The 12689-nt window shown below is 69.5% G+C and carries 12 protein-coding genes; 9 read left to right on the top strand and 3 right to left on the bottom strand.

Translation table 11 applies throughout. The annotated features are described in order from the left end of the window. Positions 1-287 precede the first annotated feature (287 nt). Genes modA through modC form a run of 3 tightly spaced genes read left to right on the top strand, consistent with a single transcriptional unit; the run spans position 288 to position 2950 of the window. The gene (gene modA / locus GGR04_RS08930) at positions 288-1085 is read left to right on the top strand and encodes a molybdate ABC transporter substrate-binding protein (RefSeq protein WP_183199511.1); all 798 of its coding nucleotides are present in this window, start codon (positions 288-290) and stop codon (positions 1083-1085) included. A gap of 45 nt (positions 1086-1130) precedes the next feature. Then, positions 1131-1832 carry a molybdate ABC transporter permease subunit gene (gene modB, locus GGR04_RS08925; protein WP_183199668.1) on the top strand — a complete coding sequence of 234 codons (702 nt, stop codon included), beginning with the start codon at positions 1131-1133 and terminating at the stop codon, positions 1830-1832. Beyond that, positions 1829-2950: a molybdenum ABC transporter ATP-binding protein gene (modC, locus tag GGR04_RS08920; protein ID WP_183199510.1), complete on the top strand. Its 1122-nt coding sequence runs from the start codon at positions 1829-1831 to the stop codon at positions 2948-2950. Before modB ends, modC begins: the two co-directional genes overlap by 4 nt. A gap of 21 nt (positions 2951-2971) precedes the next feature. Here modC and GGR04_RS08915 read toward each other — a convergent pair whose 3' ends face one another. From GGR04_RS08915 to GGR04_RS08905, 3 genes are all read right to left on the bottom strand, one after another. Continuing rightward, positions 2972-3211, bottom strand: coding sequence for a hypothetical protein (locus GGR04_RS08915; RefSeq protein ID WP_183199509.1), 240 nt, complete (start codon positions 3209-3211; stop codon positions 2972-2974). Between the two features lie 80 nt (positions 3212-3291). Beyond that, positions 3292-4497, bottom strand: a complete 1206-nt coding sequence (gene uxuA / locus GGR04_RS08910) for a mannonate dehydratase (protein WP_183199508.1) — start codon at positions 4495-4497, stop codon at positions 3292-3294. Between the two features lie 39 nt (positions 4498-4536). Beyond that, the gene (locus GGR04_RS08905; RefSeq protein WP_376769846.1) at positions 4537-5268 is read right to left on the bottom strand and encodes a GntR family transcriptional regulator; all 732 of its coding nucleotides are present in this window, start codon (positions 5266-5268) and stop codon (positions 4537-4539) included. A 117-nt stretch (positions 5269-5385) separates the two neighbouring features. On the opposite strand from GGR04_RS08905, the gene uxaC reads away from it, so the two are divergent. The 6 genes from uxaC to GGR04_RS08875 all read left to right on the top strand — a co-directional run bounded on the left by uxaC (position 5386) and on the right by GGR04_RS08875 (position 12634). Continuing rightward, positions 5386-6786, top strand: coding sequence for a glucuronate isomerase (uxaC, locus tag GGR04_RS08900; protein WP_183199507.1), 1401 nt, complete (start codon positions 5386-5388; stop codon positions 6784-6786). Between the two features lie 57 nt (positions 6787-6843). Next, on the top strand, positions 6844-8022 hold the full coding sequence (locus GGR04_RS08895) for an ABC transporter substrate-binding protein (protein ID WP_183199506.1): 1179 nt from the start codon (positions 6844-6846) through the stop codon (positions 8020-8022). Between the two features lie 261 nt (positions 8023-8283). Further along, on the top strand, positions 8284-9396 hold the full coding sequence (locus GGR04_RS08890) for an ABC transporter ATP-binding protein (protein ID WP_183199505.1): 1113 nt from the start codon (positions 8284-8286) through the stop codon (positions 9394-9396). Beyond that, positions 9393-10301, top strand: coding sequence for an ABC transporter permease (locus tag GGR04_RS08885; RefSeq protein WP_183199504.1), 909 nt, complete (start codon positions 9393-9395; stop codon positions 10299-10301). Before GGR04_RS08890 ends, GGR04_RS08885 begins: the two co-directional genes overlap by 4 nt. 4 nt (positions 10302-10305) lie before the next feature. Further along, positions 10306-11151 carry an ABC transporter permease gene (locus tag GGR04_RS08880; protein WP_062203619.1) on the top strand — a complete coding sequence of 282 codons (846 nt, stop codon included), beginning with the start codon at positions 10306-10308 and terminating at the stop codon, positions 11149-11151. A gap of 7 nt (positions 11152-11158) precedes the next feature. After that, positions 11159-12634 carry a mannitol dehydrogenase family protein gene (locus tag GGR04_RS08875; protein ID WP_183199503.1) on the top strand — a complete coding sequence of 492 codons (1476 nt, stop codon included), beginning with the start codon at positions 11159-11161 and terminating at the stop codon, positions 12632-12634. The last annotated feature ends 55 nt before the right edge of the window (positions 12635-12689 follow it).

Raw genomic sequence — 12689 nt, 5'->3', positions numbered from 1 at the left:
AAGAACCTCGCTCGATAGGCCGACGCTTCGGCCCGATGAGAGGCAGACTACGCGAGGCCGGTGATCGATGCCCCGCAAATCTCTTCTAAAAAGACCGTCTTAATAGACAAATTTGCCCGGGCGTCCTCGCCGCGACGCTGCGCGTCGCGGACTTGCCCTGGCCCTGCTGCGATGGGCTTGGCGATCGATGCTGGAACCGCACCACCGCAGCGACGCGAACCGCCCTTCCCCTCGTCGAGGATCCGATATATCCCATCGAACATATCGCCTCTTTCAGGAGCCTGCCGATGACGAACCGCCGCACCCTTCTCGCCCGCTTCGCCGCGACGGCCCTGGTGGCCCTCGTCGCCGGGCTGCCCCTGCGGCCCGCATCGGCGCAGGACGGCGGCCCGGTCGTCTTCGCGGCGGCAAGCCTCAAGAACGCGTTCGACGAGATCAACGCCGCCTGGACGTCCGAGACCGGCAAGTCGGCCACCATTTCCTATGCGGCAAGTTCCGCGCTCGCCAAGCAAATCGAGAGCGGCGCGCCGGCCGACCTCTTTGCCTCCGCCGACCTCGCCTGGATGGACGAACTCGCGAAGAAGGACCTGATCCAGCCGGCGACGCGCACCGAGCTTCTCGGCAACGAGATCGTGCTCGTCGCCCCCGCCGCCTCGGCGAAGCCCACCACGATCGAGCCGGGCTTCGCGCTGAAGACGATGCTCGGCGACGGCAAGCTCGCCATGGCCAACGTCGATTCGGTGCCGGCCGGCAAGTACGGCAAGGCGGCGCTCGAAAAGCTCGGCGTCTGGGCCAGCGTCGCCGGCGACGTCGCGCAGGCCGAGAACGTGCGCGCGGCGCTGCTGCTCGTCTCGCGCGCCGAGGCCCCGCTCGGCATCGTCTACAAGACCGACGCGGCGGCCGATCCGCAGGTTGCCATCGTCGGCACGTTTCCGGCCGATTCGCACGAGCCGATCGTCTATCCGGTGGCACTGACGAAGGACGCGAAATCGCAGGACGCCGCCGCCTTCCTCGACTATCTGAAGACCGACAAGGCGAAGGCCCTGTTCGAGAAGCAGGGCTTCACCGTCCTCGGCAACCGCTGAGCGTTCGGACGGAGGCGGGATGACCGGGGCGACGATCCGTCGATGATGGGAGACTGGCTGGCGCTCGGCCCGCAGGAATGGGACGCCGTGCGCCTCAGCCTGCTCGTGTCGGTGGTCGCAACGCTGGCGAGCCTGCCGCTCGGCCTTCTCGTCGCCTTCGTTCTGGCGCGGGCGCGGTTTCCAGGCCTCGCCATTCTCAACGGCCTCGTGCACCTGCCGCTGGTGATGCCGCCCGTCGTCACCGGCTATCTCCTGCTGCTGGCCTTCGGACGGCGTGGACCGATCGGCGCCTTTCTCGACCAGCATTTCGGCATCGTCCTCTCGTTCCGCTGGACCGGCGCGGTGCTGGCCTGCGCGGTGATGAGCTTTCCGCTGATGGTGCGGGCGATCCGCCTGTCGATCGAGACGGTGGACCGGCGGCTGGAGGCGGCGGCGGGAACGCTCGGCGCCCCGCCCCTCGCGGTCTTCGCCACGATCACGCTGCCGCTGATCCTGCCGGGCATCATCGCGGGCATGATCCTCTCCTTCGCCAAGGCGATGGGCGAGTTCGGCGCCACCATCACCTTCGTCTCCAACATTCCCGGCGAGACGCAGACCCTGCCCTCGGCGATCTACACGTTCACGCAGGTGCCCGGCGGCGACGCCGGCGCCCTGCGCCTGACGCTGATCTCCATTGCGATCTCGATGGGCGCGCTCATGGCGTCGGAATGGCTGGCGGCGCGCGTCGGCCGGCGCGTCGAGCCATGACCGGGCTCGAAATCGACCTGTCGCACCGGCTCGGGGTCTTCCAACTCGACGCGCGCTTCACCGCGAAGGGCGGCCTCACCGCCCTGTTCGGCCCCTCGGGATCGGGCAAGTCTTCGCTGGTCAACCTCGTGGCGGGCCTCGTCCGGCCCGACCGCGGCCGGATCGCGGTCGGCGACCGCGTGCTCGTCGACACCGAAGCCAACATCTTCGTGCCGCCCCATCGGCGCCGCGTCGGCTACGTGTTCCAGGACGCGCGGCTGTTTCCGCATTTGAGCGTGCGCCGCAACCTCCTCTACGGCCGCTGGTTCACGCCCGCGGCGGAGCGCCGCGGCGCGATCGACGACTTGATCGACCTCCTCGGCATCGGCCCGCTGATGGAGCGCCGCCCCGCCGGCCTTTCGGGCGGCGAGCGCCAGCGCGTCGCGATCGGCCGCGCGCTTCTCGCGAGCCCTCGTCTGCTCCTGATGGACGAACCGCTCGCCGCTCTCGACGATGCGCGCAAGGAGGAGGTGCTGCCCTACATTCAGCGCCTACGCGAGGGCATGGACGTGCCCATCCTTTACGTCAGCCATTCCGTGCCCGAGGTGCTGCGGCTCGCCCACCATCTCGTGGTGCTCGACGCCGGACGGGTCGTCGCCGACGGGACGCCCGAAGACATCTTCCGCCGGCTGGATCTTCACCCGACCACGGCAGAACTGGAGCCGGGCCATGCCCTCGACACGCGCATCGCCGGCCATGACGAGCGCTTCGGCCTGACGCTTCTCGACGCGCGAGGCGGCCGCCTCGCCATTCCCATCGTCGCCGGCGGGATCGGCGCGCCGCTGCGCATCCGCATCCGCGCGCGCGACGTGATGATCTCGATGCAGCCGCCCGTGGGTCTCAGCGCCCTCAACGGCCTCGTCGCCCGCGTCACGGCGATCCACCGGGAGGGGCGGACCCATGCCGACATCCAGCTCGACTGCGGCGGCGACATGCTGGTGGCGCGCATCACGCAGCGCTCGTTGGAGACGATGGGGATCGCGATGGGATCGCAGGTCCATGCCGTGATCAAGGCCGTCTCGTTCGAGCGCGACGGCCCCGTCTCGGCGGGCACGACCACCCTCGTGGACCTCGGCTGACGACCCGAACGGCGAAGCGTTTCAGTTCCAGTCGTCGCCGCGCAGGTCGTCCACGCCGACGGCGTAGCAATCGTCCTGCTCGTATTCCCAGCCGCCCTCGATCCGCCGACGCCAGATCTGGCCGCCGCCGATGGAGCTCGTGCGACCGTCGCGCAGCATCACGGGCCGGCAGGGTGAGGCCTGATGCCAGCGCGACAGGCGGCCCATGTCCGGGCGGGCCATGACCCAGGCCATCATCCGTATGCCGATCTCGCCGAGCATCCCGATTCTCCCTCGCCATCCTTCGCGGGCCTGCCCGCGCGCCGTCCCTGCACAGCCGATAGCCTCGCGCGATGAAGCTTTTACGACGCCGGCGCGCGCGTCTCGGGCGGATGGCCGAGGGCGTGGAGGATGCCGCGAAGCTCGGCGAGGCCGCGCATGCGCCCGATCGCCGGATAGCCGGGGGTCACCTCCTTGTGGAGGTCGTCGAGCATCCGGTGCCCATGGTCGGAGCGGAAGACGATCGTCTCGCCCGGCGCCCGGCGCCGATCGGCGGCGACGAGTTCGCCGAGCACCGCCACCATGTCCACGTCACCCTCCAGATGCGCCGATTCGTGGAAGGTGCGCGGATCGGCCTCGCGCTTCGTCGCGCGCAGATGCGCGAAATGGATACGGTCGGCGAAGCGCCGCGCGATGGCCGGCAGATCGTTGTCGGCACGCACGCCCAAGCTTCCGGTGCAGAAGCACATGCCGTTGGCCGGCGACGGGACGGCATCGAACAGCGCGGCATAGTCGGCTTCGGTGGAGGCGACGCGCGGCAGGCCGAAGAGCGGGCGCGGCGGATCGTCCGGGTGCAGCGTCAGCTTCACGCCGAAGGCCTCGGCCGCGGGCGTCACGGCCGCGAGGAACTCGGCCAGATGCCGGCGCAGCGTCGCGGCATCGACGTCTCGATAGGCGGCGAGCCGGTCGCGGAAGGCGGGGATCGTCATCGCCTCGGTGGTGGAGCCCGGCAGCGCGCTGGCGATGTTGCGCACGAGATCGGCCGCCGCCTGCTCGTCCATCGCCTCGAACACGGTGCGGGCCCGCGCCTGCTCATCCGGCGTGTAGTCCTGAAGCGCGCCGGGACGCTGGAGAATGTGCAGCTCGAACGCCGCGAAGGTCTCGAAGTCGAAGCGCATCGCGGTGGCACCGGTGTCGGTGACGAAGTCGAGATCGGTGCGGCACCAGTCGACCACCGGCATGAAATTGTAGCAGACGACCCCGATGCCGGCCCGCCCGATGCTCTCCAGGCTGGCGATCCAGGCCTCGATCTCGGCCTTGGCCGCGCCGCCCGTGCGTTTCACCGCATCGGGGATCGGAATGCTCTCGACCACCGACCAGCGCAGGGGCACTCGCCCGACCGGCGTCGTCTCGATCAGGTCGCGTCGCGCCTCCACCGCCTCGCGCGTCCACACCGCGCCGATCGGCGTCTCGTGCAGCGCCGAGACGATGTCCGTCGCGCCGACCTGCCGCACCTCGTCGAGGGTGACGGGCGCCTTCGGCCCGAACCACCGCCAGCCTTGCCGCATGAGAGATCTCCTTGGAAATGGGCCCGCGGCACGTGCCGATCAGGCGAAATAATCGGGAAAGCGACCACGCAACTCCGCGACGTCGGGAATGACGGCACCGAGATGGTCGGTCATCGCGGCGAGCGCGGCGTCCCGATCGCCGCGAACGATGGCGTCGCGGATGATCCGGTGCTCGGCGATCACGCTGTGCGTCCGGCCGAGGACGGGCAGCGTCAGGCGCCGTGCCCGGTCGATCTGCACCTTCACCTGCGCCAGCAGGCGCCAGATGCCGGGATGCCCGCCGATGGCTGCGATCTCGGCATGGAACGCCTCGTCGGCCTCATGGAAGAGACCGAGTTCGCCATGCTCGGCCGCGATCTGCTGGCGCAGGATCACCGCGTCGAGGCGCAGGCCGCGCCGGGGATCGCCGGACGCGGCGGCCGCCTCCACGGTGATGCCCTCCAGCGCCTTGCGCACGAGCACCGCCTCGGGAATTGCCGTCACCGGCACGCGCGAGACGAAAGTGCCCGACTGCGGAAACACGTCCACCAGCCCGAGTTCGGTAAGGCGGATCAAGGCTTCCCGCACCGGCGTCCGGCTCACGGCGAAGCGCTCCAGCAGCATCTTCTCCTGCAGCGGCGTTCCCGGCGGCAGGTCCAGCGCCACGATCTCGGCGCGCAGGGTCTCGAAGATCAGCATGGCCGACGTCTGCCGACGTCGTTCCACGCCGACCACGCGGTACGCGGGTAGGGGCATGGACAGAGTGGCGACGGCATCGGCTTCGTTCGACATACCCCCTCCTCCACGCTTTCGTCCCGCCATTGACATTCTAGTATATCAATCGTTAGGTCGTGCCAACACGGCAGTTGGCAGGATCGGCGAAGCCGCTCGCGGCGGAGAGGAGCAACGATGGCGCTGAACCCGGATCGGCTTCTTCCGCTCGAGCCCGAACCGCGGGCGGTCGCGCGCCGGCTGTTCGCCGAGGTCGAGCGGCTGCCGATCGTCTCGCCGCACGGGCATACCGACCCGCTCTGGTATGCCGACGATGCACCGTTCCCCGATCCGGCCCGCCTCTTCGTCGTGCCCGACCACTACATCTTCCGCATGCTCTACTCGCAGGGCGTGCCGCTGGAGGCGCTCGGCGTGCCCCGAATCGACGGAGCCCCGAGCGAGACCGACGGGCGCGCGATCTGGCGCATCTTCGCCGAGAATTTCGGGCTGTTCCGCGGCACGCCGTCCCGCCTCTGGTTCGAGCATTCGATGGAGCGGGTGTTCGGCATCGAGGAGCGGCTCTCCGCCGCCAATGCCGACACGCTCTACGACGCCATCGCCGCCCGGCTGGCGGAGCCGGAGATGCGCCCCCGCGCACTCTTCGACCGCTTCGGCATCGAGGCGATCTCCACCACCGACTCCGCGATCGACGATCTCGCCGCACACGACCGGATCCGGGCCTCCGGCTGGACCGGCCGCGTGCTGCCCTGCTACCGGCCCGACGCGGTGATCGACGCCGACCGACCGGACTTCGCGGCCTCCATCGCCCGGCTTCTGGAATTGACGGGGCAGCCGCAGACCTACGCGGGCTATCTCGAGGCCCACCGCATCCGCCGCGCCTACTTCAAGGCGCGCGGCGCCACCGCCACCGACCACGGCCACCCGACGGCGCGCACGGCGGCGCTGACGCCGGCCGAGGCGGGGCTCCTGTTCGACAAGGTTGCCGGCGGCGGCGCAAGTCTGGCGGAGACCGAGCTGTTCCGGGCACAGATGCTGACCGAGATGGCGCGCATGAGCCTCGACGACGGGCTGGTGATGCAGATCCACGCCGGCTCGATGCGCAACCACAACGCGGCCCTCGCCGCCCGCTTCGGCCTCGACAAGGGCGCCGACATCCCGACCCGCACCGACTACGTGCGGGCGCTGAAGCCCCTGCTCGACGAGCTTGGCAACGAGCCGCAGCTGACGATCATCCTCTTCACGCTCGACGAGACGGTCTACTCGCGCGAGCTGGCGCCGCTCGCCGGCCACTATCCGGCGCTGCGTCTCGGTCCGCCCTGGTGGTTCTTCGACAGCCCGGAGGGCATGCGCCGCTTTCGAGAGACGGCGACCGAGACGGCCGGCTTCTACAACACGGTCGGCTTCAACGACGACACGCGCGCTTTCCTGTCGATCCCCGCGCGCCACGACGTCGCGCGCCGGGTCGACTGCGCCTATCTCGCGCGCCTCGTCGCGGACGGGCGTCTCGACGAGGACGAGGCGCACGAACTCAGCCTCGATCTCGCCTACCGGCTCGCCAAGCAGGCGTACCGGCTCTGACAATCCGGCCGGCGGACGGGAGACCGCGCATCGGCCATTTCCGGGAGGAGCACCACCATGCATCTGACGCGCAGACGTTTCATGGGCACCACGGCCGCAGGCCTCGCAGGCGCCACGCTCTTCGGCGGCAAGGCCTTCGCCGCGCTCGCCAAACCCTCGTCGCCGGTGACCATCACGGTGGTCGACGTCGCCGGCAATCTGGCGCTGACGCAGGCCGCGATGCAGCGCTACACCGAGATGAAGCCCGAATGGGCGAGCCGCATCGCCTTCACCAAGGCCCCCGCCCCCGAGCTTCCCGCCAAGCTCAAGGCCCAGCAGAACGCCGGGCGCCTCGACATCGACCTCGTTCTCACCGGCACCGACGCGCTCTCGGCCGGGCTCGACCAGGACCTCTGGACGGACCTGACGCCCTACAAGGGCGACCTGCCGAATCTCGAGGGGATCTACATCCCGCAGGCCTTCAAGATGCAGGCGATGGCCAAGGACCGGGGCGTCGTCGTCTCCTACTATCCGTCCGGCCCGTTGATCGAATACATGCCCGACCGCGTGCCGACGCCGCCGAAGACGGCCGAGGAGCTGCTCGCCTACACCAAGGCCAACCCCAACAAGTTCATCTACGCCCGCCCGTCCAACTCCGGTCCGGGCCGCACCTTCCTCATGGGCCTGCCTTACCTCCTCAAGGACGCCGATCCGCGCGATCCCGAGAAGGGTTGGGACAAGACCTGGGCCTTCCTCGAAGAGCTCGGCCAGAACATCGAGTACTACGCGTCGGGCACCACGCAGACGATGCGCGAACTCGGCGAGGGCACGCGCGACATCGTGGTTTCGACCACGGGCTGGGACATCAACCCGCGCGTTCTCGGCGTCGTGCCCGCGGAAGCGCAGGTCGGCACGCTCGCCGGCTTCCACTGGGTGACGGACGCGCACTACATGGTGGTGCCGAAGGGCGTCTCGGACGAGAAACTCGCCGTGCTCCTCGACCTCATGAACTTCATGCTCACGCCCGAAAGCCAAGCCTACGCCTACGACCAGGGCTATTTCTATCCCGGCCCAGCGGTGAATGACGTGCCGCTCTCGATGGCGCCGCAGGAGAGCCAGGACGCGATCAAGGAGTTCGGCCGGCCGCAATACGACCAGTGGATCGCCGAGAACCCGCTTGAGACGCCCCTCGACGCCGACAAGATCGTCGCCGCCTTCCGCATCTGGGACGAGCGGATCGGCGCCAAGAAGAGCTGACGCGCGCCGCAGCCAACCGCCGCGACGACGCGCTTCGACACCTGCTCTCGTCCGCCGCTCAATCGAGCGGCCGAGAGCACCCGATCCGGTGCCCTCGCCCTTCGGCCCGTTCGGGTCGGGGCGAGGGTGGAGACGAGGTGAACCGCGCGCGGCAACGGCCAGCCGGCCGTCCGAGCCGCCTTTGCGAGGCGGCCTCGTCCGCTTCGATCGTCGGCGCCTCGCCGACGCATTTTCTTTCGAGCCGTTCCGGAGCGCCCCGCGATGAACGCCCATTCCACCGCCGTGAAGCCCTCCGGTCGTCTCGCCACTTCCCAAGCGGGCAGCGGAAGGCTGGAACTGCGCGGCCTGCGCCGCTCGTTCGGCTCCTACCATGCGCTCGCCGGCATCGACCTCACGGTGGAGAAGGGCGAGTTCATCGCGCTGCTCGGCCCTTCGGGCTGCGGCAAGTCGACCGCGCTCAACTGCATCGCCGGCCTGCTGCCGCTGACCGGCGGCGAGATCCGGCTGGACGATCGCCGCATCAACGAGTTGCAGCCGGAAGAGCGTGGCTTCGGCATGGTGTTCCAGAGCTACGCACTGTTCCCGCACATGACGATCCGCAAGAACGTGGGCTTCGGCCTGACGATGCAGGGCGTGGCGAAGGCCGAGGCCGAGAAGCGCATCGACCGGGCGCTCGATCTCGTGCGCCTGCGCGAACAGGGCGACAAACTGCCGGGCCAGCTCTCCGGCGGCCAGCAGCAGCGCGTTGCCATCGCCCGCGCCATCGTCATCCGCCCGCCGCTCGTGCTGATGGACGAACCGCTCTCCAATCTCGACGCCAAGCTGCGGCTGGAGATGCGCGCCGAGATCCGCGCCATCCACGACGCCATCGGCTCCACCACGATTTACGTCACGCACGACCAGGACGAGGCGCTCTCGCTCGCCGACCGGATCGTGGTGATGAGCGGCGGCGTGATCCGGCAGACCGGCACGCCGGAAGACCTCTACGAGCGGCCGAACCACCTCGATGTCGCCGACTTCATGGGCTTTCGCACGCGCATCGAGGGCCGCGTCGCCGATCACGGCGTCGGGCGCACCACGATCGAGGCTGGCGGCAGCCGCTTCGTGCTCCACCGCTCGACCGAACTGGCGCAGGGCGCTGACATCGTCTTGTCGATCCGGCCCGAAGATCTTGTGGCCGAGCGCTCCGGCGACGGCCTTCGCGCCGTGGTGCGCTCCAGCGAATACCGTGGCCGGGCCTATTTCGGCGTCGCCGTGCTGCCGGGCGATGCGCTCGCCTATTTCCGCTCCGACACGCCGGTGGCCAACGGAGAGACGATCGTGCTTTCGCCCGATCCGCAGCGCACGCTGATCTTCGCGGGCGACGCGCGATGAGCGACGCGGTGCTTCCCTCCCGCGCCGAGCCGCGCTCCTCGCTGCGCACCCGGCTGGCGGCCAAGGGGTTCGACGTCACGACCCTTCTCGTGCTGCCGGGCCTCGTGTCGATCCTCGCGCTCTTCGTCTACCCGTTCCTCTACGGGCTGGTGGATTCGCTCACCCCCGAGACCGGTGCCTGGTACGAGAACTACCGACGCTTCTTTTCCGACCCGTTCCTCTACAACACGATCGGGGCGACGCTCTGGCTGGCGCTGCCCGTGACCATCCTCAACCTCGCGCTGGCGGTGCCCATCGCCTTCCGCGTGCGGCTGATGCGCCGGCAGAAGCTCCTGACGATCCTTCTCGTCCTGCCGATCACTCTCGGCACGGTGCTCGTCGCCGAAGGCCTGCTGAACTTCCTGGGCCCGCAAGGCTGGTTCAACCGGACGCTGATCCTCGTCGGCCTTCTCGACGCGCCCATCCGCCTGACGAACAACTACTGGGGCGTCTTCGCCTCGCTGTTGATCACCGGCTTTCCCTTCTCGTTCCTGCTGACGCTCTCCTACGTCTCGGGCATCGACCCTGCCATCGAGCACGCTGCGGCAACGCTCGGAGCCAACGCCTGGGAGCGGTTCCGCCGCGTGTTCCTGCCGCTGCTGGTGCCCGGCCTCGCCGTCACCTTCTGCCTCGCCTTCGTCCAGGCCTTCGCGGTCTTCCCCTCCGCGGTGCTGCTCGGCGCCCCGGCGGGGCCGACGCGCGTCATCTCGATCGCCGCCTATTCGGCGGCCTTCGAGGAGTACAATCACTCGCTGGGATCGGCGATCGCCATCATCATGGGCGTCGTGCAGCTCGTCGTCGTGCTCGCGGTGCTGACGCTGCGCCGCCTGTTCTATCGCGGCCCCACCGGCGGAACGAAGGGTTGAACCGATGATCAGGGATCGCGGCCTCGGGTCGAAGCTCTGGCGCGCCGCCGTCTGGGGCGTCACCATCCTCTTCGTCCTCAACCTCCTCGGCGTCATCGGCGCCGTGGTCACCAACTCGCTGGCGACGCGCTGGCTCGGCACCTGGCTGCCGACCGGCTGGACGACGCGCTGGTATTTCGACGCGTGGCGCGAGTTCCAGCTCACCGAGGTGCTGCTCGTCACCTTCCAGATCGTCTTCCTCGTGACGATCCTCTCGGGCCTCATCGGCATCACCACGGCCTATGCGCTGGCGCGGCGCGAGTTCGCCGGCAAGCGCTTCGTGGTGCTGGTCTTCCTGCTGCCGCTGCTGGTGCCGCCCCTCACCTACGGTATCCCGCTGGCGACGCTGCTCTATCAGGTCGGCCTCGGCGGCACGTTCTGGGGCGTCGTCATCATCAACCTCGTGCCGTCCATTCCCTTCGTCGTGCTGGTTATGATCCCCTTCATCGAGCAGATCGACCCGCGCATCGAGGCGGCCGCGCGCGTCTTCGGCGCGCGCACCGGCAGCCTGTTCCTGCGCATCCTGCTGCCGCTGCTCCTGCCGGGCATGCTGGCGGCGCTGCTTCTCGTGCTGGTGCGCACCATCGCGATGTTCGAGCTGACCTTCCTCGTTGCCGGCCCCACCAGCCAGACGCTCGTCGTCTCGCTCTACTACGCCGTCTTCGCGGCGGGCGTTCGCGCCTCGCAGTCGATCGACGCGATGGCCGTGGTCTACATGGTGACGACGCTGTTCTGGCTCGTGCTGGCGCTGCGCTTCGTCAACCCGACGCAGATCGTCGCCCGCGCCAAGCAGCCTTCCAACGCCCACTGAGCCCGTGATGACACGCCTGACCGAACAGACCCTCGCCGCGCTGCCCGAAACGGTCGAGCGCCCCCGCTACGACCGCACCGCCCTGAAGCCCGGCATCGTCCATCTCGGCCTCGGCGCCTTCCACCGCGCCCATCAGGCCGTCTACACCGAGCGGGCGTTGGCCGGCGGCGACCTGCGCTGGGGCACGGTTGGCGTCTCGCTGCGCTCGGCCGAGACGCGCGACGCGCTTCAGCCGCAGGACGGGCTCTACACCGTGGCGGTGCGCGACGGCACGGGCGACCGGTTCCAGGTGATCGGCGGGATCCTTCGGCAACTGGTGGCACCGGAAGACCCGGCCGCGGTGCTGGCCGCGCTCGCCCATCCCGATGCGCGCATCGTCTCGCTGACGGTGACGGAGAAAGGCTATTGCCACCGCCCGGCGACGGGCGAACTCGACGAGAGCCATCCCGACATCGTCCACGATCTCGCCAACCCGCAGGCGCCGCGCTCGGCGCCGGGCTTCGTCGTCGAGGCGCTGCGCCTGCGCCGCGAGGCCGGCCTGCCGCCGCTCACGGTTCTCTCCTGCGACAACCTTCCGTCCAACGGGCATACGGTCGCCAAGGTGGTGCGCCGGCTCGCCGAGCTGCGCGATCCCGCGCTCGGCGCCTTCGTCGCCGCCGAGATCGCCTTTCCCTCCACGATGATCGACCGCATCGTTCCCGCCACGACGGACGCCGACCGCGCGATGGTCGCCGCGGCTCTCGGGGTGGAGGACCGCTGGCCTGTGATGACCGAGCCCTTCTCGCAATGGGTGGTGGAGGACCACTTCCCGAGCGGGCGTCCGCAATGGGAGGAGCACGGCGTCACCTTCACGCGCGAGGTCGGCGCCTTCGAGACGATGAAGCTACGGCTTCTGAACGGCAGTCACTCGACGCTGGCCTATCTCGGGTATCTCGCCGGCCATGAGACGGTGGCCGAGACGATGGCGGCGCCCGGCTTCGAGCCGCTCGTGCGCGCGCTGATGACCGAGGAGGTCTCGCCCACCCTGCCCGATCTCGCTGGCTTCGACGTGGCCGCCTATTGCGAGGAGTTGCGCGCGCGCTTCCGCAACCCGGCGCTGCGCCACCGCACCTGGCAGATCGCGATGGACGGCTCGCAGAAGGTGCCGCAGCGCCTGCTCGGCACGATCCGCGACCGCCTCGCCGCCGGCCAGCCGTTCGATCGTCTGGCGCTCGGTCTCGCCGGCTGGATGGTCTACGCCGCGGGATGCGACGAGCGGGGCGAGCCAATTGACGTGCGCGACCCCCTCGCCGGGCGCATCCGCGAGGCGACGCAGGCGGCATCGACGCCCGAGGCGCTGGTCGCCGCCTATCTCGGCTTCGGCGAGGTGTTCGGCGCGGACCTCCCAGCCTCCGAGGTGTTCCGCTCGGCGGTGACGCGGCAGGTCGCACGGCTGCGAGAGGCCGGTTCGGCGGCAACGGTGGCTTCCACAGCGGCCGGCTGACGCTGCGCCATCCCGCCTGACGCAGGTCGCGCGCAAAGCTCGACGCTCGCATCGC

Origin of the sequence: Aureimonas pseudogalii, from assembly GCF_014196835.1 — a bacterium.
GTDB lineage: Bacteria > Pseudomonadota > Alphaproteobacteria > Rhizobiales > Rhizobiaceae > Aureimonas > Aureimonas pseudogalii.
Note: the sequence above shows the minus strand (reverse complement) of the source record. Positions and strands in the feature narration are given on the sequence as shown.

Excerpts from the sequence above, each read along its gene's own strand:
- GGR04_RS08915 (WP_183199509.1), bottom strand. The coding sequence starts at position 3,211 with ATGCTCGGCGAGATCGGCATACGGATGATGGCCTGGGTCATGGCCCGC.
- modB (WP_183199668.1), top strand. The coding sequence starts at position 1,131 with ATGGGAGACTGGCTGGCGCTCGGCCCGCAGGAATGGGACGCCGTGCGC.
- uxaC (WP_183199507.1), top strand. The coding sequence starts at position 5,386 with ATGGCGCTGAACCCGGATCGGCTTCTTCCGCTCGAGCCCGAACCGCGG.
- uxuA (WP_183199508.1), bottom strand. The coding sequence starts at position 4,497 with ATGCGGCAAGGCTGGCGGTGGTTCGGGCCGAAGGCGCCCGTCACCCTC.
- modA (WP_183199511.1), top strand. The coding sequence starts at position 288 with ATGACGAACCGCCGCACCCTTCTCGCCCGCTTCGCCGCGACGGCCCTG.
- modC (WP_183199510.1), top strand. The coding sequence starts at position 1,829 with ATGACCGGGCTCGAAATCGACCTGTCGCACCGGCTCGGGGTCTTCCAA.
- GGR04_RS08895 (WP_183199506.1), top strand. The coding sequence starts at position 6,844 with ATGCATCTGACGCGCAGACGTTTCATGGGCACCACGGCCGCAGGCCTC.
- GGR04_RS08875 (WP_183199503.1), top strand. The coding sequence starts at position 11,159 with ATGACACGCCTGACCGAACAGACCCTCGCCGCGCTGCCCGAAACGGTC.
- GGR04_RS08905 (WP_376769846.1), bottom strand. The coding sequence starts at position 5,268 with ATGTCGAACGAAGCCGATGCCGTCGCCACTCTGTCCATGCCCCTACCC.
- GGR04_RS08880 (WP_062203619.1), top strand. The coding sequence starts at position 10,306 with ATGATCAGGGATCGCGGCCTCGGGTCGAAGCTCTGGCGCGCCGCCGTC.
- GGR04_RS08885 (WP_183199504.1), top strand. The coding sequence starts at position 9,393 with ATGAGCGACGCGGTGCTTCCCTCCCGCGCCGAGCCGCGCTCCTCGCTG.
- GGR04_RS08890 (WP_183199505.1), top strand. The coding sequence starts at position 8,284 with ATGAACGCCCATTCCACCGCCGTGAAGCCCTCCGGTCGTCTCGCCACT.